The sequence below is a fragment of the Streptomyces sp. GESEQ-4 genome (genome assembly GCF_017948455.1).
In the GTDB taxonomy this organism is placed as follows: domain Bacteria; phylum Actinomycetota; class Actinomycetes; order Streptomycetales; family Streptomycetaceae; genus Streptomyces.
This window is the reverse complement of record NZ_JAFFSU010000014.1, coordinates 165000-181918: the sequence shown is the minus strand read 5'-3', so window position 1 is coordinate 181918 and position 16919 is coordinate 165000. Positions and strand designations below refer to the sequence as shown.

General features: G+C 70.3%; 12 protein-coding genes. 5 read left to right on the top strand and 7 right to left on the bottom strand.

The annotated features are described in order from the left end of the window. Positions 1 to 194: 194 nt before the first annotated feature. From typA to KCH48_RS26110, 4 genes are all read right to left on the bottom strand, one after another. Positions 195 to 2102 carry a translational GTPase TypA gene (gene typA, locus KCH48_RS26125; protein ID WP_210577172.1) on the bottom strand — a complete coding sequence of 636 codons (1908 nt, stop codon included), beginning with the start codon at positions 2100 to 2102 and terminating at the stop codon, positions 195 to 197. A gap of 225 nt (positions 2103 to 2327) precedes the next feature. Continuing rightward, on the bottom strand, positions 2328 to 2633 hold the full coding sequence (locus tag KCH48_RS26120) for a helix-turn-helix transcriptional regulator (RefSeq protein WP_307840955.1): 306 nt from the start codon (positions 2631 to 2633) through the stop codon (positions 2328 to 2330). Beyond that, a complete protein-coding gene (locus KCH48_RS26115) occupies positions 2630 to 2980 on the bottom strand; it encodes a type II toxin-antitoxin system RelE/ParE family toxin (RefSeq protein WP_210577171.1) in 351 nt (116 codons plus the stop codon). Before KCH48_RS26115 ends, KCH48_RS26120 begins: the two co-directional genes overlap by 4 nt. Before the next feature lie 102 nt (positions 2981 to 3082). Beyond that, positions 3083 to 5227, bottom strand: a complete 2145-nt coding sequence (locus KCH48_RS26110) for an ABC transporter family substrate-binding protein (RefSeq protein WP_210577170.1) — start codon at positions 5225 to 5227, stop codon at positions 3083 to 3085. Positions 5228 to 5514: 287 nt separating this feature from the next. On the opposite strand from KCH48_RS26110, the gene KCH48_RS26105 reads away from it, so the two are divergent. The 4 genes from KCH48_RS26105 to KCH48_RS26090 are packed head-to-tail and all read left to right on the top strand — an operon-like array spanning position 5515 to position 9387. Next, positions 5515 to 5805 carry a hypothetical protein gene (locus KCH48_RS26105; protein ID WP_210577169.1) on the top strand — a complete coding sequence of 97 codons (291 nt, stop codon included), beginning with the start codon at positions 5515 to 5517 and terminating at the stop codon, positions 5803 to 5805. Positions 5806 to 5858: 53 nt separating this feature from the next. Beyond that, positions 5859 to 6695: a hypothetical protein gene (locus tag KCH48_RS26100; RefSeq protein ID WP_210577168.1), complete on the top strand. Its 837-nt coding sequence runs from the start codon at positions 5859 to 5861 to the stop codon at positions 6693 to 6695. Then, entirely contained in the window at positions 6695 to 8623 is a 1929-nt protein-coding gene (locus KCH48_RS26095; protein WP_210577167.1) for a fumarate reductase/succinate dehydrogenase flavoprotein subunit, read from the top strand. Before KCH48_RS26100 ends, KCH48_RS26095 begins: the two co-directional genes overlap by 1 nt. Beyond that, entirely contained in the window at positions 8620 to 9387 is a 768-nt protein-coding gene (locus KCH48_RS26090; protein ID WP_210577166.1) for a succinate dehydrogenase/fumarate reductase iron-sulfur subunit, read from the top strand. The genes KCH48_RS26095 and KCH48_RS26090 overlap by 4 nt, the downstream gene beginning before the upstream one ends. Positions 9388 to 9393: 6 nt before the next feature. Here KCH48_RS26090 and KCH48_RS26085 read toward each other — a convergent pair whose 3' ends face one another. Continuing rightward, positions 9394 to 10320: a class I SAM-dependent methyltransferase gene (locus KCH48_RS26085; RefSeq protein WP_210577165.1), complete on the bottom strand. Its 927-nt coding sequence runs from the start codon at positions 10318 to 10320 to the stop codon at positions 9394 to 9396. A gap of 140 nt (positions 10321 to 10460) precedes the next feature. Further along, entirely contained in the window at positions 10461 to 11582 is a 1122-nt protein-coding gene (locus KCH48_RS26080) for a hypothetical protein (protein WP_246885861.1), read from the bottom strand. Between the two features lie 76 nt (positions 11583 to 11658). Between KCH48_RS26080 and KCH48_RS26075 the strand changes: the two genes are divergently transcribed. Then, complete coding sequence (locus KCH48_RS26075; RefSeq protein ID WP_210577164.1) at positions 11659 to 13890, top strand: hypothetical protein; 2232 nt, start codon at positions 11659 to 11661, stop codon at positions 13888 to 13890. Between the two features lie 160 nt (positions 13891 to 14050). Here the strand turns inward: KCH48_RS26075 and KCH48_RS26070 are convergent, their stop codons facing one another. Next, positions 14051 to 16726 carry a SpoIIE family protein phosphatase gene (locus tag KCH48_RS26070; RefSeq protein WP_210577163.1) on the bottom strand — a complete coding sequence of 892 codons (2676 nt, stop codon included), beginning with the start codon at positions 16724 to 16726 and terminating at the stop codon, positions 14051 to 14053. Between the last annotated feature and the right edge of the window lie 193 nt (positions 16727 to 16919).

Genomic DNA, 16919 nt, shown 5'->3' with positions numbered 1-16919 from the left:
CGCGAGGCCGGACGCGCGGCCCTTGACGAGACGTCAGGGCGAGAGAGAAGGCGCGTCGGCAGCAGGGTAACCGTTTCGTGTGGCCTGTGAGCTTCCTGGGTGAAGACGAAGGGTTTTCCCTATGTCTGCTCGAACGCGACTGCGCCGGGCTCCTCTTGACGGAGGGGCCCGGCGCGGTCGTACGACGCGGTGGGTCAGCCGTGCTTGGCGCGGCTCGCGGCGCGGGCGCGCTCGCGGGCGTCCAGGTTCACCTTGCGGATGCGCACGGCCTCCGGGGTGACCTCGACGCACTCGTCGTCGCGGCAGAACTCCAGGGACTGCTCCAGGGAGAGCTTGCGGGGCGGCACGATCGCCTCGAACGAGTCGGCCGAGGACGACCGCATGTTGGTGAGCTTCTTCTCCTTGGTGATGTTCACGTCCATGTCGTCGGAGCGCGAGTTCTCGCCGACGATCATGCCCTCGTACACCTCGGTACCCGGGTCGGTGAACAGCACGCCGCGCTCCTGGAGGTTCGTCATCGCGAAGGCGGTGACGGAACCGGCGCGGTCGGCGACCAGCGAGCCGTTGTTACGGGTCTGCAGGGTGCCGAACCAGGGCTCGAAGCCCTCGTGGATGGAGTGGCCGATGCCGGTGCCGCGGGTCTGGGTCAGGAACTCGGTCCGGAACCCGATGAGACCGCGGGAGGGGACCACGAACTCCATACGCACCCAACCCGAGCCGTGGTTGGACATGTTGTCCATCCGGCCCTTGCGGACGCCCATGAGCTGCGTGACCGCGCCCATGTGCTCCTCGGGGACGTCGATCGTCATGCGCTCGACCGGCTCGTACGTCTTGCCGTCGACCTCCTTGGTGACGACCTGCGGCTTGCCGATGGTCAGCTCGAAGCCCTCGCGGCGCATCTGCTCGACCAGGATGGCGAGCGCCAGCTCACCACGGCCCTGAACCTCCCAGGCGTCGGGACGCTCGGTGTCGAGGACACGGAGCGAGACGTTACCGATCAGCTCGCGGTCGAGGCGGTCCTTGACCTGGCGGGCGGTGACCTTGCGGTCCTTGACGGCCGCCTTGTTTTCGGCGCCCTTGCCGGTGCCGCCGCGGCCGACCAGCGGCGAGGTGTTGGTGCCGATGGTCATGGAGATCGCGGGCTCGTCGACCGTGATCAGCGGGAGCGGGATCGGGTTCTCGGGGTCGGCGAGGGTCTCGCCGATCATGATCTCCGGGATACCGGCGACGGCACAGATGTCACCCGGGCCGGCCTTCTCGGCGGGCTTGCGGGTGAGCGCCTCGGTCATCATCAGCTCGGTGATGCGGACGCTGCTGATCGTTCCGTCACGCTTGATCCACGCGACCGTCTGGCCCTTCCTGAGCTCGCCCTGCTCGACACGGAGCAGCGCGATACGGCCGAGGAAGTTGTCGGCGTCCAGGTTGGTGACGTGGGCCTGGAGCGGGGCCGCCTCGTCGTACGACGGGGCCGGAACGTGCTCCAGGATGGTGGAGAAGAAGGGCTCCAGGCTGGTGGAGTCGGCGGGGACGGTACCGTCCTCCGGCTTGGTCAGCGAGGCGATGCCGTCACGGCCGCAGGCGTAGACGATCGGGAACTCGATCTGCTCCTCGTCGGCGTCCAGGTCGAGGAAGAGGTCGTACGTCTCGTTGACGACCTCGTCGATCCGGGAGTCCGGCCGGTCCGTCTTGTTGATGCAGAGGATGACCGGCAGACGCTGCTGGAGCGCCTTGCGGAGCACGAAGCGGGTCTGCGGCAGTGGGCCCTCGGAGGCGTCCACGAGCAGGACGACCGCGTCCACCATCGACAGACCGCGCTCGACCTCGCCGCCGAAGTCGGCGTGGCCGGGGGTGTCGATGATGTTGATGGTGATGACGTCCCCGCCGGCCTTGGGGTGGTACTTCACCGCCGTGTTCTTGGCGAGGATCGTGATGCCCTTCTCACGCTCCAGGTCGTTCGAGTCCATCATGCGGTCGTCGAGGGACTCGGCGGCGTGCGCGGCGAAGGAGCCGGCCTGCTTGAGCATGGCGTCGACGATGGTCGTCTTGCCGTGGTCGACGTGGGCGACGATGGCTACGTTACGGATGTCGTGGCGCGTGGCCATGATGTGGCGTACTCCCGGAGTGGTGAGGACGGCCTACGCGTACGTCTGTGTCACGCGGGCCCTGCCGGGCTGAACATGCCACGGCCTTACCCCATCGTACGGGGGTCCCACGGTGCGGGCCTCCGCGGGACGGTGTGACCTGCGCAGCGGAATGCCTCCGCTGCTGGTCAGACCCCCTTGGCGGCCGTGGAGTCCGCCTCGCAGCCAAGTCGGCGACCGCAGGCGTCAAGCGCTCCTGGCCTGTCGTGCCAGCTCCACCCTGAGTTCGAGCCCCAGCGCCCGGGCAAGGCGGTCGAGCACCGGAATCGTCGGTACAGTGCCGCCCGCCTCGAAACGAGCGACAGCCGACTGAGCCATGCCTGCCCTTCGGCCGAGTTCCTGCTGGGACAGCCCGAGGTCCTGCCGCTGTTTGCGTACGGCCTCACCGAGCGCGAAGCGCAGTTGCGCCGCCGCGTACTCCTCCTCGATCTCGGGAGTCATAGCCCGGGCCCGGCGGGCCTCGTCGAGGCTGGTTCGCCCGGTCTCCGTCACAGCTCCTCCTCATCCACAGTGTGGCCTTCGGCCTGGCACCGCTTCATGGCCTGACGCGCCCGATCGACTTCGGCGAACTCGCGCATCCGCGTCTTGGAGAACACGGTCAGCATGATGATGCGGCGTCCCTCCGCGATCCAGTACGTGACTCGCAGCCGTTCGCCACCGCAGTAGAAGCGCAGCTCTCTGAGTTTGCCGTCGAGCTGACGTGTGTACGGCTCACCGAGGTGGACTCCCCGCTCTTCCAGCAAGTCGAGGTGCATCAGAGCCTGTGCCCAGCGTTTGTCGTCGAGCCCGGCCAGCCATACGGCGACCTCTGGCTCAAGTTCGACGGTACCCCATTTCATAACATCGACGCTATGACGGCCGTCGACTGCCTGGGGCTGACCAGCCAGAGGATCACCCGATCGTGCACCGACCCGCTCGACAGCCGCAATCCGCTTACCGCCTCAGCCCTTGGACGTCGGCCCCGCCGACGCCTTTGCCCCCTTCTTCAAGAACCCCATGTCCTCATACACCGGCGTCTGGAAGCCGAAGGCGCCCGCGTTGACCAGGTTCTTCTTCGCTGCTGTCAGTTGGGGGCGCTGGTAGAGCGGGATCGACGCGGCGGTGGCCCAGATGCGGGAGTCGGCCTTGCGGATCAGGGAGCGGGACTCGGACTCGTCGAGTGTGGAGAGGGCCTGGTCGAAGAGCTGGTCGACCTGGTCGGTGCCTACGCGGGTGTAGTTCTGCTCGACGTTCAGGGAGCCGTCGGCGGCGGGGACGGGCTTGGCGTAGATGGGGCGGGCGTCGGTGGCGGGGAAGGCGGAGGAGGGCCAGGAGTAGAGGGCGAGGTCGTACTCGCCGGAGGCGATGTGGTCCTTGAAGTAGCTGTCGTCGGAGACCTTCTTCAGCTTCGTACGGATGCCCACCCGGTCCAGCATCCGCCGGATCCGGTCGGCCACCGTGCGGAGGGTCTCCGCGCCGTCGCCCGTCGGAAGGACGAAGGTCAAGGTGAGCGGCTTGCCGTTCTTGGCGACCGGCCCGGCCGGCGCGACGGCCGGAGCGGCGGTGCCCATGGGGGCGTACGCGCCGGGCGCACCGCCCTGCTTCAGCTGCTGTCCGCCGTCCTGGGCGAAGTGCTCCTTGCGCTTCTCGGGGTGCTTCTTCTCCCGGTCGGCCTCGCCCGGCGCCTTGTGGTCCGCCGCCCGCGCCTTGTTGTCCTCGCCGACGATGTACGTCCCGTCGTCGCCGCCCTGCGACTCGTCCTCGGACTTCTTCCCCTTGGAGCCGGCCGCCTTCTCGCCCTTCTTCTGCTGGTCCGTGACGGGACCGCCCCGCACCCACCCGGCGTCCGCGAGCAGCGCCTGCGCCTCCTTGGTGTCCTGGCCGCCGAGGGCGTCGCTGTTGTCGGCGTAGGCGGGCTGGCCGGCGAGGGCCAGGTGGCTGCCGACGGGGACGGCGGGCAGGCCCAGCGGCTTGAGGACGGCCTTGGCCAGTTCCTCGCGGTCGAGGGCGCGGGCCACCGCGCGGCGTACGCGCTCGTCGGCGAGCGGGCCGTCGGCGCCGTTGAGGGCGAGCTGGGTGTAGGCGGGCTCGAAGGACTTACGGACCTCGAAGCCGCGCAGGGCCGCCGCGTCGTCCGAGCCGTCGGGGCCCTGGAGCGGGGTGCCGGTGCCCTGCGGACGGGCGGCGAGGACGATGCGGTGCGCCAGGCCGGGCTCGATCTCGGCCAGGTCCAGCTTGCCCGCGGCCAGCTCGTCGGCGCGCTCGTCGCGCGGTACGGCGCGCAGCTCGAGCTGGGAGAGCTTGGCAGGCCGTCCCCACCAGCGCGGATTGCGGGTGAGGGTGATCCGGTCGGCCTTGCGGTCGATCTTCTTCACCAGGAAGGGACCCGCCGTGACCTTGAGCTTGCGCCGCGCCCCGTCGTTGAAGGAGTCCGGCGTGCCCATGACCTCCTTCGGATACAGCGGTGTGAACAGCGAGCGCCAGTCCGCGTAGGGCCGGGCGAAGGTGACCTTGACCTCGAGGTCGTTGTCGCCGCGCTGGATCCGCTCGATGCGGTCGTAGCCGGCGTTGCGGGCGGTCCAGTAGGAGCTGTCCTTGCCGGACAGGGCACGCCACTGGGCGGCGAAGTCGGCGGCGCCGATCTCCCGGCCGTTGCTCCACACCGCCTGCTGGCTGAGCTTGTAGAGGACGACCTGCTTGGGCTCGGTGTCGACGACCTTCGCGGACTCCAGGTACCCGGGATTGATCTCCGGGCTCCCCTTCGCGTCCAGCCGGAACATCGACGGCAGGACGGCCTGCGCGACGCGGCTGGTGGTGGCGTCGGCGTCGGCCTGGAAGGTGTTCAGGGTCTCCGGTACGGAGTCCACGGCCCAGCGCAGGGTTCCGCCGTCGGCGATCTGGGCGCGGGCGGCGGGCACGATGTCCTGCCGGGCGAGCGGCTTGCCGGCCGGGTCCTTGGAGTTGCAGCCGGTCACAGCGAGGGCGCCAGCGCTGAGGAAGGCCGTAGCGCGGATGGCCGTCGATCGTCCGCGGGCGCGTCGTGGCTGGTCGCGCAGTTCCCCGCGCCCCTTTGGGGCGCTGCCCAACCGCAGCTCAGGACGGGACATCTCTTACCTCCGGGGCCACAGGGCGTTATGATCACTTTTGGCGGTATATGGAGCTGATCACACGTATGCGGCCACCTAAGAGGAAAGGGTTCAGCAACGGAGTGCGACACGGCGGCGAGCAGGGGAAGCCCACCCGCTCGGCCCAATGGGCTCGCACCTGTGAACGCAACCGAACATCGGCCAATCGGTGCACACGACTTCCCACCGGCAGGTGTGACGCGCAACACTCGCAGGCGCATGAACGTTGCCGCCCAAGGCCGCCCGGCCTACGGAAGTGAGGAAACGTCATGTCCGTGCACGACGAACTGACGTCCATCCAGCGCAGCCTCGACGACCTGTCCAGGTCCGTCAGCCGCCTGGAACAGCAGATGGGCAGCGGCGGGCTGGACATCCGCCGGGTCCGCACCGACTGCGATCACCTGCGTGAGAGCGCCGCCCTGCTGAAGGCGGCGGCCTCCGCCCCCGCGGCGCCCAAGCGCCCCGATCTCGTCACCATCCCCGACACCCCGTACGACGACTCTCTGTGGATCGACACGGACGACGAGGGACTCGGCGCCCGTGACCGCCACGCCCCCTGAACCCTCGAACCGTTCGAACCGCTAGAGCCGATCGAACCGACCGGAGTCCTGAGTTGGCCACTGGTACGGAACCACCGACAACTGAACCCCATCCCGTCGGCGGCGGCGTACGCACCCGTACGCGCGCCGCGATCGACGCCCCGCATCTGCGGACCGACCGCTGGTGGCTGGCGCCCGCCGCCACCGCGGCCGGTCTGCTCGCGTTCATCGTCTACTCGACGTGGCGGGCCTTCGTCGACGCGGACTACTACGCGGCGCCGTATGTCTCGCCGTTCTACTCCCCCTGTCTGGCGGAGCGCTGCGAGCCGATGCACGCCGGCCCCAACTGGGAGATCTTCGGGAGCTGGTGGGGCATCTCCCCCGCGATCATCATCCTGATCTTCCCGCTCGGCTTCCGCCTGACCTGCTACTACTACCGCAAGGCCTACTACCGGGGCTTCTGGGCCTCGCCCCCGGCCTGCGCGGTGGCGGAGCCGCACAAGAAGTACTCCGGTGAGACCCGCTTCCCGCTGATCCTGCAGAACATCCACCGGTACTTCTTCTACGCCGCGATCCTGGTCGCCGGGATCCTGACGTACGACACCGTGCTCGCCTTCCGCGACGAGAACTACGAGTGGGGCCACATGGGCCTCGGCACGCTCGTCTTCCTGGTCAACATCGTGCTGATCTGGGCGTACACGATCTCCTGCCACTCCTGCCGGCACATCGTCGGCGGCAAGCTCAAGCACTTCTCCAAGCATCCTGTGCGCTATCGCATGTGGCAGTGGGTGGGGAAGCTGAACAACCGTCACATGCTGCTCGCCTGGGCGTCGTTGGTGAGCGTGGCGCTCGCCGACTTCTACGTGTATCTCGTCGCGTCCGGCGCTTTCGACGATCCGAGGTTTTTCTGATGTCCGTGGTGGACCGGCAGGAGTGGGACGTCGTCGTGGTCGGCGCCGGGGGCGCGGGCCTCAGGGCCGCGATCGAGGCGCGCGAGCGGGGCGCCCGTACGGCCGTGATCTGCAAGTCGCTGTTCGGCAAGGCGCACACGGTGATGGCGGAGGGCGGCATCGCCGCCGCGATGGCCAATGCGAACCCGCACGACAACTGGCAGGTGCACTTCCGTGACACCCTGCGCGGCGGCAAGTTCCTCAACCAGTGGCGGATGGCCGAGCTGCACGCCCAGGAGGCGCCGAACCGGGTCTGGGAGCTGGAGACCTGGGGCGCCCTGTTCGACCGTACGAAGGACGGCCGGATCTCGCAGCGCAACTTCGGCGGCCACGAGTACCCGCGTCTCGCCCACGTCGGCGACCGCACCGGCCTGGAGCTGATCAGGACGCTCCAGCAGAAGATCGTCTCCTTGCAGCAGCAGGACAAGAAGGAGACCGGGGACTACGAGTCACGCCTGAAGGTCTTCCAGGAGTGCACGGTCACCCGGGTCCTGAAAGACGGCAACCAGGTCTCCGGAGTCTTCGCCTACGACCGTGAGACCGGCCGTTTCTTCGTCCTGGAAGCGCCCGCCGTCGTCATCGCCACCGGTGGCATCGGCAAGTCCTTCAAGGTGACGTCGAACTCGTGGGAGTACACGGGCGACGGGCACGCACTGGCGCTGCTCGCGGGCGCGCCCCTGCTGAACATGGAGTTCGTGCAGTTCCACCCGACGGGCATGGTCTGGCCGCCGTCGGTGAAGGGCATCCTCGTCACGGAGTCGGTGCGCGGCGACGGAGGGGTGCTGCGCAACTCCGACGGCAAGCGGTTCATGTTCGACTACATCCCCGACGTCTTCAAGGAGAAGTACGCCCAGTCGGAGGAGGAGGGCGACCGCTGGTACGAGGACCCGGACAACAACCGGCGCCCGCCCGAGCTGCTTCCGCGCGACGAAGTAGCCCGCGCGATCAACTCCGAGGTCAAGGCCGGCCGCGGCTCCCCGCACGGCGGCGTGTTCCTGGACGTGTCGACACGGATGCCCGCCGAGGTGATCAAGCGACGGCTGCCGTCCATGTACCACCAGTTCAAGGAGCTGGCCGACGTCGACATCACGGCGGAGGCGATGGAGGTCGGGCCCACCTGTCACTACGTGATGGGCGGTATCGCGGTCGAGTCCGACACGGCGGCCGCGCGCGGGGTGCCGGGGCTGTACGCGGCCGGTGAGGTGGCCGGCGGTATGCACGGCTCCAACCGGCTGGGCGGCAACTCGCTCTCCGACCTGCTGGTGTTCGGACGCCGGGCGGGCTGGCACGCGGCGGAGTACGCGGCGGCGCAGGCCTTCGAGCGGCCGCCGGTGGACGACGTCCAGATCGACGCGGCGGCGGCGGAGGCACTGCGCCCGTTCTCCGCGGAGGGCCCGGAAGAGGGCACGCCGGAGAACCCGTACACCCTCCACCAGGAACTCCAGCAGACCATGAACGACCTGGTCGGCATCATCCGCCGCGAGGGCGAGATGCAGCACGCGCTGGACAAGCTCGCCGAGTTGCGCGTACGGGCCCGGCGGGCCGGTGTCGAGGGGCACCGCCAGTTCAACCCGGGCTGGCATCTCGCCCTGGACCTGCGGAACATGCTGCTGGTCAGCGAATGCGTGGCACGGGCGGCGCTGGAGCGCACGGAGTCACGTGGCGGCCACACCCGCGAGGACCACCCGGCGATGGACCGCAAGTGGCGCAACATCAACCTGCTGTGCCAACTGGCCGACCCCACCGGCGGGTTGGCGGCCACCGACCCGGTGCGCGGCCAGATCGACCTGCTGCGCGAGACCACCGAACCCATCCGCTCCGACCTGCTCGCCCTCTTCGACAAGGAGGAGCTGGTCAAGTACCTCGCCGAAGAGGAGCTCTACGAGTGAGCAGCTACGAGGCCCGCTTCAAGGTGTGGCGCGGCGACATCAAGGGCGGCGACCTGGAGGACTTCAAGGTCGAGGTCAACGAGGGCGAGGTGGTCCTGGACATCATCCACCGCCTCCAGGCCACCCAGGCGCCCGACCTGGCCGTCCGCTGGAACTGCAAGGCGGGCAAGTGCGGTTCGTGCTCGGCGGAGATCAACGGCCGCCCGCGGCTGATGTGCATGACCCGCATGTCCGTCTTCACGCCGGACGAGACGATCACGGTCACGCCCCTGCGCGCCTTCCCGGTCGTCCGCGACCTCGTCACGGACGTCGGCTTCAACTACACCAAGGCGCGCGAAGTGCCCGCCTTCGTACCGCCCGACGGTCTCGGGCCGGGCGAGTACCGGATGATGCAGGAGGACGTGGACCGCTCGCAGGAGTTCCGCAAGTGCATCGAGTGCTTCTTGTGCCAGGACACCTGCCATGTCGTCCGCGACCACGAGGAGAACAAGACGGCGTTCGCCGGGCCCCGCTTCCTCATGCGGGTGGCGGAGCTCGACATGCACCCGCTGGACGCCGCCGCCGAGTCCGGCCTGGACCGCAAACGCACCGCCCAGGACGAACACGGTCTCGGCTACTGCAACATCACCAAGTGCTGCACGGAGGTCTGCCCCGAGGGCATCAAGATCACGGACAATGCGCTGATCCCGTTGAAGGAACGCGCGGTCGACCGCAAGTACGACCCCCTGGTGTGGCTGGGGAACAAGATTCGGCGGCGTTCCTGAGTCGTACTACTGGGCCTGGGCCCGCAGATACCCCGAGTGGGCCACCTGGCCGAGGTACTTGAACCGGGTGTCCGTGGTCATGTGCTTCTCGAAAGCCTCCTTGATCCCGGGCCACTTGGGGTGCCCGAAATCGTCGAGTACGACGATGCCGCCGGGCGCGACGATCTGCTCGGCCCACTCCAGGTCGGCGGCGACACCGGCGGCGGAGTGGTCACCGTCGACGATGACCACGCCGTAGGCGCGGTCGGCGACCAGGGCGCGCACCTCGGGGTCCTCCGAGAAGCCCTGCTGGATCCTGGCGGCGGCACCGGCCGCGCCCGCGAGGGCCAGATTGGTGCGCACGGCTGCGCCGTTCACCGGGGTGCCGGAAGCGTCGGTGCCCATGGTGGCGCCGGGCTGCAGCTGCGTTCCGGCGAGCGGATCGACGATGGTCAGGCTGGGCGCACGCCCGGCCCGCTCCATCATCCGGATGAGAGCGGCGCCGAACATCCCGTACAGCGTGCCGATTTCAAGGATCTCGTCGTTCGGCGGATCGAGCAGCGGTACGGCGGACAGCTTGCCGACGATGTTCATCGTGCCGCCCGCGATACGGCCGACGCCGAGCGCCTCCAACGCGATGAGCAGCCGGAACGCCTGGGCCACATTGCGCTCGGCGGCATCCCTGTCCACGCCGGACACCTCCACCAACTCAGCGATGGTGCGGTTGAGATGAGGCGCCGACGGCAGCCGCGACGCGCCCCGTCCGGTCCCGTCGAAGAACAGCTCCAGTGGCCGCTGACGGTTACGCAGCTTCTTCAGTTCCTCCTGCGTCACGTCGGCCCGGGCGGACTGCTCGACCACACGGCGGACTTGACGTTCGATGCGCTGGTCGATGAGTTCGGCGATCGGGCGCAGTGCGCGCCGGGCGGCCTTGCTGGTGATTAGCGCTCGCATGAATGTGCGACCTCACAGGGATAGGAGATGTGGACCCTAGGGGCGGTCACAGCACGTCCACAACAAACTAAAGGACCCCTGTGGGGAAAGTTCGCATGACGAATCGATAACGGAACAGTCACGTTGAAGGAAGATGCTGGTCAAGGCTTATTGACCCAGGCAACCCGGTACGCCGTCCAGTCGTCCGCGGTCGCCGCGAAGTCGACGTAGAGCGCCACACCGAAGTTGCGGCGGTCCGCGTCCGTGCGGGACAGACCGAGGCGGACACCGCGTACGGCGGCGGGCACGGTCTCGGCGTGGGCCCAGTGGCCGAACCGGTTCTCGTGGAAGAACGGCAGGCCCATCAGGAGGTCGGTGGTGGGCGGGGTGGCCTCCAGGGCGAGGGAGGTCTGCTGGGCGACATAGCCGCCGTAGGTGCTCTCCAGCGGCTGCATGGTGTCGTACGACATCACGGCGATCTGGTCGACGCGGCGGGCCACCTGGCCGAAGAACTTCTGCGACCACCACTTGGGGTGGCCGGTGGTCGTGCCCCAGAAGGAGTGGAAGCCGGGGAGCGGGTCGATCTGGTGGGCGGCGACGGAGAGTGGCGCGTCCTGGGCGCTCGTGACGCGGTGCAGGGCGTCGAGGAGCGTGAGGTAGTCGCCGTCGTCCGAGTGGAGGGGCTCCAGGTCGAAGTGGACGCCGTCGAAGCCGGCCGCGAGGATCTGGCGGGTCGAGCCGACGACCGCCGCGCGCGTCTCCGGCCGCTCCAGCCGCATGCCGTCCGGGCTCTCGGTGGCCAGCACGTCACCGAGCCAGGCCTGCACCCGGATGCCGGGCATCTCCTCGTGCACCGCGTCGATGAACCAACGGGCCCTCGGATACGACGACTCCGGCAGCGTTCCGTCGTGCTCCAGGGGGCCCGCGTGGACGTAGAGGTCCCTGATGCCGGTGGTGTCGAGTTGCCGGGCGAGCGCGGTCACGTCGGCGTCCTTCTTACGGCCGTCCACCCAGGCGTGGCCGAGCCAGATCGCGTCGCGGTTGCGGGTGTGGGTGCCGGGGGCCATGTCGCCGGTGTGGTTGATGTAGAGGGCTGTTTCGGCGGTGAGGGTGGGGAGGAGGATGAGCAGGAGGAGGGTGACGGCGGTGCGGCGGGTCCGGCGGAGCCATTTGTTCCCACCCGCACCACCCGTGCGGCTTTCGTCGTCGGGTGCGGGTGGCCCCTGTGGGGGGTTCTCACCATCGGCGGCTTTCGGTTCGTCTTTGCCTTCTGCGTCAGCCATCGGTTCGTCCATCCCCGTGTCCCCTCCCGACGTCCCCCGCTCGCGCGCCCGCATACCCGGTCATACGCTCCGAAATGTGACGTCATCCTTGATCCGGAACCGGCGACGGCGTGCCGCCGTATGGGTGGCGCGTGCCGGGCTGGGCGGTGCGGCCGGGCTGGTGTGGCTTGTGTTGCCGGGGATGACGATCAGTGCCGGTGATCCGGTTCCGGCGGCCCCGACGGGGACGGTCGTGCAGGTATCGCAGGAAGTGGACGAGACGTCCACCGCCGACCTTGTGCTGCCGCTCGTAGCAGCCAGTGCGGCGGTCGGACTGGCCGGGTACGCGTATCTACGACGGACAAGGCGGGCGCGTACACGGACGACGCCCGGCGGCATCCCCGTCGTCGTCCCGCCACCGCCCCTCGCCGAACTCGACGAGCGAGCACGGGCGTTGCTGGTCGAGGCCGACGACTGGGTCCGCACCAGCCGTGAGGAACTGGGGTTCGCTCAGGCCCGGTTCGGTACGGCGGCCGTTGCGCCCTTCGCGCGGGCCGTGCGGGATGCGGAGGGTGAGCTGTCGGCCGCCTTCCGGATGCGGCAGCAGTACGACGACGGAGTCCCGGCCGACGGTGCGGCCCGGCGGCATGCGCTGGCCGGGATCGTCGGTCGGTGCCAGGAGGCGGGGCGGCGGCTGGACGCGGAGGCGGCCGGGTTCGATCAACTGCGTGGCCTGGAGCAGGGCGTGGGCGAGGCGCTGGAGGTCGCGGAGACCCGGTTCCGGGAACTGACGTCCCGCACGGCTGCCGTGCAGGCCACCCTCACGGACCTCGGCAAGCGGTACGCACCTTCCGCGACCGCCGCCGTCGCCGGCCACGTCGAACAGGCCAAGGACCGCCTCGTCTTCGCCACGTCCCGCCTCAACGAGGCCCACCAGGCCGCCGACGCCGACGAGAACGACCGCGCGGCACAACACCTACGCGCCGCCGAGAGCGCCATCGCCCAGGCCACGGCCTTCCTCAACACCCTCGACCGCCTGGCCCAGTCCCTCACCGAGGCCGCGACCATCGTCCCGGCCACCCTCACCGGCGCGGAGGTGGAACTTGCGGAGGCACGGGGGTGGCTGGCGGAGGCGGAGGGCGCGATGGGACCGACGGGCGGAAACGGGGGCATGAGCGGGACGGAGACTGAGCCGGGCGACGGGGCGGACTGGACGCCCGGCGGCTGGTCAGTCGGCATCAGTACGTGGGCCGATGACGGGGCGAGCGGACCGGGCTTGGCGTCCGATGGCGGGGTGGGCAGGGCGCCTGGGCGCGGGGCGGGCGGGGTGGGCACGCGGAGCGGCGGCGGAATCGGCAGCCCGGGCTCGGCCACCGATGGCGCGACGGGCAGTGTGAGCACGCCCGCCGACGACGGGGCGGGGGCGCCGGGCGGCGGCACACCGAGTGACGGCGAGGCGGAGGGCGGTAAGGCGGGCGGGCCAAACTCACCGTCCGATCACGGGACGGGCAGGGCGCCTGGGCGCGGGGCGGGCAGCCCAGGCACGCGGAGCGGCGACGGAACCGGCAGCTCGGGCTCGGCCACCGGCGGTGAGGCGGGCGGGGTGGGCACGCCAACCGGTTACGGGGCGGGCGAGGCGTCCGGCGGCAGCGTGCCGGGGGTGATTTCGGGGGGTGCCGTTGGGCCTGTGGGTGGGGTTTCTGGGATGGGTGTCGGGGAGTTGCGGGCGCGGATTCGGCAGGCTGACGGGGTGCTGGCCGGCGTACGGGAAGAGGTGGTCGGTGGGTCGTACGATCCGCTCGATGCTCTGCGGCGGATCGTGCGGGCGGTCGTGGCGGTGGAGTCGGGGCGGGTGGGGGTTGTGGCGGCGGCTGCCCTGCTCGCCGCGCGGGAGTCGGTCGGGCTTGCGGACGGGTTCGTAGTGACGCACCGGGGTGCGGTGGGCGGTGAGGCGCGGACGCGGCTGGCGGAGGCGGTGCGGTTGCTCGCGGCGGGGCCGGAGGAGCGGGTGGCGGCCGGGCTGCGGGCGCGGGCCGGCGTGGACCAGCGGCGTGTGCCTGGCCTGGGGCGGATGCCGGCGGCCACGCGCACCGTGACCGGCGATCGCGTCACGGCCGACACCCTCGCCCGGCACGCCCACGCACTCGCCGAGCAGGACGTCCGTGTCCACGGCAACCCGGTCGACGGGGCCGCGGAGCGCGAACTGGGCGTCGGCGGGGCCCTCCTCGGCGGGATTCTGCTGGGCGGCGCCTCGGACGGCGGCGGCCCACCCGCGAGCTTCGGCGGACCCCGCACCCGGGCCCGCCGAGGCGGCAGCACAACCACCTGAACCGCCGAGCCAGCCGAGCCGAGCCGAGCCGAGCCGACCCAGCCAACCCGAGCCCAGCCGAGCCCAGCCGAGCCCAGCCGACCCCAGCCCAGCCGAGCCCAGCCGACCCCAGCCCAGCCGAGCCCAGCCGACCCCAGCCCAGCCGAGCCCAGCCGGCCCCTCAGAACAGACTCAGCAACGCCTCCGCCGGATCCGCCAGCCCCGTCTCCCCGTCCGGTAGCGGGAGTTCGAACCAGACCGTCTTGCCGCGCGGGGTGCGTCGCGAGCCCCAAGCCGCCGACAGCAGGCCGACCAGTTGCAAGCCCCGGCCTCCCTCGTCCGTGTCGCGGGCGCGGCGGCGGCGGGGCTGGACCAGGCCGGAGTCCCAGACCTCGCAGACGAGCGTGCGGTCCAGGAGGAGCCGTAGCCTGATCTCCCCTTCGCCGTAGCGCAACGCGTTGGTGACCAGCTCGCTCACCAGCAGCTCGGCCGTGTCGACCAGCGGCTCCAGATCCCAGCTCAGCAGCTGCCCGCGCGCGTACTCACGGGCGCGGCCGACGCTGCGGGGCTCGCGGGCGAGCGTCCAGTCGCCCACGGAGTCCGCCGGCAGGCCCTGGACGCGGGCCATCAGCAACGCGATGTCGTCCTCGCCGTGGTGGGTGTCGAGGGTGTTGAGGACGTGGTCGCAGACGTCCTCCAGGGGGGCGGACGGGTCCGTCAGCGCGCCGACGAAGGCTTGCAGCCCCTCGTCGAGGGGATGATCGCGGGATTCGACCAGTCCATCCGTGTAGAGCGCCAACAGCGCACCTTCGGGTAGTTCGACCTCCACCTCCTCGAAGGGCTCCCCGCCGACGCCCAGCGGCATGCCCGGCGGCACGTCCAGCATCAGCGCGTCCTCGCCGGGCTCGACCAGGACGGGCGGCAGATGCCCCGCGTTCGCGAAGGTGCAGCGCCTGGTCACTGAGTCGTAGACCGCGTACACGCACGTCGCCAGATACACCTCGGACAGGTCCGCCTCACGCGGGCGGCGGGCCGCGCGGGTCGCCTGCTGGACGCCGCCCGGCGCCCCGAGGCCCCGCGCGATCTCGTCCAACGCGGAGAGGACCTCCGCCGGTTCGAGGTCCAGCAGGGCCAAGGTACGGACGGCCGAGCGGAGTTCGCCCATCGCCACCGCCGCCCTGAGCCCGCGTCCCATCACGTCCCCGACCACCAACGCCGTACGGTGGCCCGGCAGTTCGATCACGTCGAACCAGTCTCCGCCCACCTCGCTGGGCCGGTCGGCCGAGGAGTTGCCGGGCAGATAGCGGCAGGCGATGTCGAGGCCGGAGGCCACGGGGTCGCCCGGCGGGAGCAGGGACCGCTGCAGTATCAGGGCCCGTTCGTGCTCACGCCGATACAGCCGCGCGTTGTCGATGCAGACCGCCGCCCGCGCCGCCAGCTCCACCGCCAGCTCCCGGTCCCGGTCGCCGAACGGCTCGCTGCCCTTCGTACGGGAGAACTGCGCGAGTCCTACGACGGTGTCGTGGGCGACCATCGGGACGGCGAGCGTGGACTGGACGAGGCCGCCCTCCTCGGGCGGGACGCGCCGCGGCTTCGCGGTCCGCAGGGCGTCCGCACAAGGGGAGTTGAAGGGGTAGTGGTGGACGGCCCCGACGGCGACCTGTGTGCCGCCGCTGAGAAACGGCGCGTCGGAGACCGCGCTGGCGTAGGCGACCCGGCGCAGCGCCGCGCTGCCGTCGGCGAGCCCGGGCGGGGTCTCGTCGCCGGCCAGCAGGCCCTGGTAGAGGTCGACGGTCGCCAGGTCGCAGAAGCCGGGGACGACGACGTCGAGGAGTTCGCGGGCCGTGGTCTCCAGGTCGAGGGAGTTGCCGATCCGGGCGCCCGCTTCATTGAGAAGGGCGAGATTGCGCCGGGCGGCGGCGGCCTCGCGGGCGGCGGCGCGGCGGGCGGTGATGTCGGTCGAGAGCCAGGCGATGCCGATGGGACGGCCGGTGCCGCTGTGCACGCGATAGAGGTTGATGGACCAGTGGCGGCGCTCGTCGGAGCCCGGCAGAAAGCCCGTGACATGCATGTCCGTGATGGTCTCGCCGGTCTCCAGGACCCGGCGCAGCACCGCGGTGACCCGTTCGGCCTCCGGCCGGGTCAGATAGTCGTTCACGCCGCGGCCGCGATGGTCGTCCGGGGTGCCACCGAATACGGAGGCGAACCGCTGGTTGGCGCGGCGAACCCGCAGGTCGGGGTCGATGAGCAGAAAGCCGAACGGAGATTGGCCGAAAATCGACTGCGAGGCGGCGAGGTCGGTCTCGATCCGGCGCAGGGTGCGGACATCGACGACGATGCAGACCGCGGCCTTCTCGCCGTCCTCGGTGCGCGTCGGCATGACATAGACCTCGGCGAGGGCCTCGCCGCCCTCTCCGTCGGCCGTGTCCGGCTTCCGGAAGGGGATCACACCGGTCCACTCCCGGCCGTCGAGGATCTCGGTCATCTTCCGCTGGCCCTGCTCATGCAGGTCGGGGTCGACGAACGCCTCGATGGGATCCATGCCGAGGGCCCGCTCGGCGGGGATGCCGAAGAGCTGCTCGGCGCGCAGGCTCCACTGGTCGACGAGGCCGTCGGCACCGATGGAGAAGGACGCGACCTTGATGTAGTCGTAGATGGAGCCGGGCGGGCTGCTCTGCCACATGGCGTCACCGGGGGGCGCGTCGGCGGACGGCACAGCCCCGAAGGACCCGTCGTCGCCGGGCCGCCCGGCGCCGGAGGCTCTCGTCGCGTCGGCCGCGGCGGCAGCCGCGGCTCCCGTCGTCGCGCCGCCCGACGGGTCCTTGGACTCCGTGGCCTTCGCTGGTATCTCGCTCACGCGAACCGTCCCCTCCAGCTCACCGCGCCCGGCACCGGTCACCGGGGGCGGCTGCCCGCAGTATCCAGCACTACGACGCCGCCTGACACGGTGTTCACGATCACAGCACGGTCCCGACGGTTTTCGGTCCTCACTGCGACAACACTTCCAGTCTTCTAACCAGCGGACACGCCGTCGAATCACGCGACGGGAC

Bases quoted from the DNA above. Each gene is read 5' to 3' on its own strand.
- KCH48_RS26105 (WP_210577169.1), top strand. From the start codon at position 5,515: ATGTCCGTGCACGACGAACTGACGTCCATCCAGCGCAGCCTCGACGAC.
- typA (WP_210577172.1), bottom strand. From the start codon at position 2,102: ATGGCCACGCGCCACGACATCCGTAACGTAGCCATCGTCGCCCACGTC.
- KCH48_RS26085 (WP_210577165.1), bottom strand. From the start codon at position 10,320: ATGCGAGCGCTAATCACCAGCAAGGCCGCCCGGCGCGCACTGCGCCCG.
- KCH48_RS26080 (WP_246885861.1), bottom strand. From the start codon at position 11,582: ATGGCTGACGCAGAAGGCAAAGACGAACCGAAAGCCGCCGATGGTGAG.
- KCH48_RS26110 (WP_210577170.1), bottom strand. From the start codon at position 5,227: ATGTCCCGTCCTGAGCTGCGGTTGGGCAGCGCCCCAAAGGGGCGCGGG.
- KCH48_RS26095 (WP_210577167.1), top strand. From the start codon at position 6,695: ATGTCCGTGGTGGACCGGCAGGAGTGGGACGTCGTCGTGGTCGGCGCC.
- KCH48_RS26115 (WP_210577171.1), bottom strand. From the start codon at position 2,980: ATGAAATGGGGTACCGTCGAACTTGAGCCAGAGGTCGCCGTATGGCTG.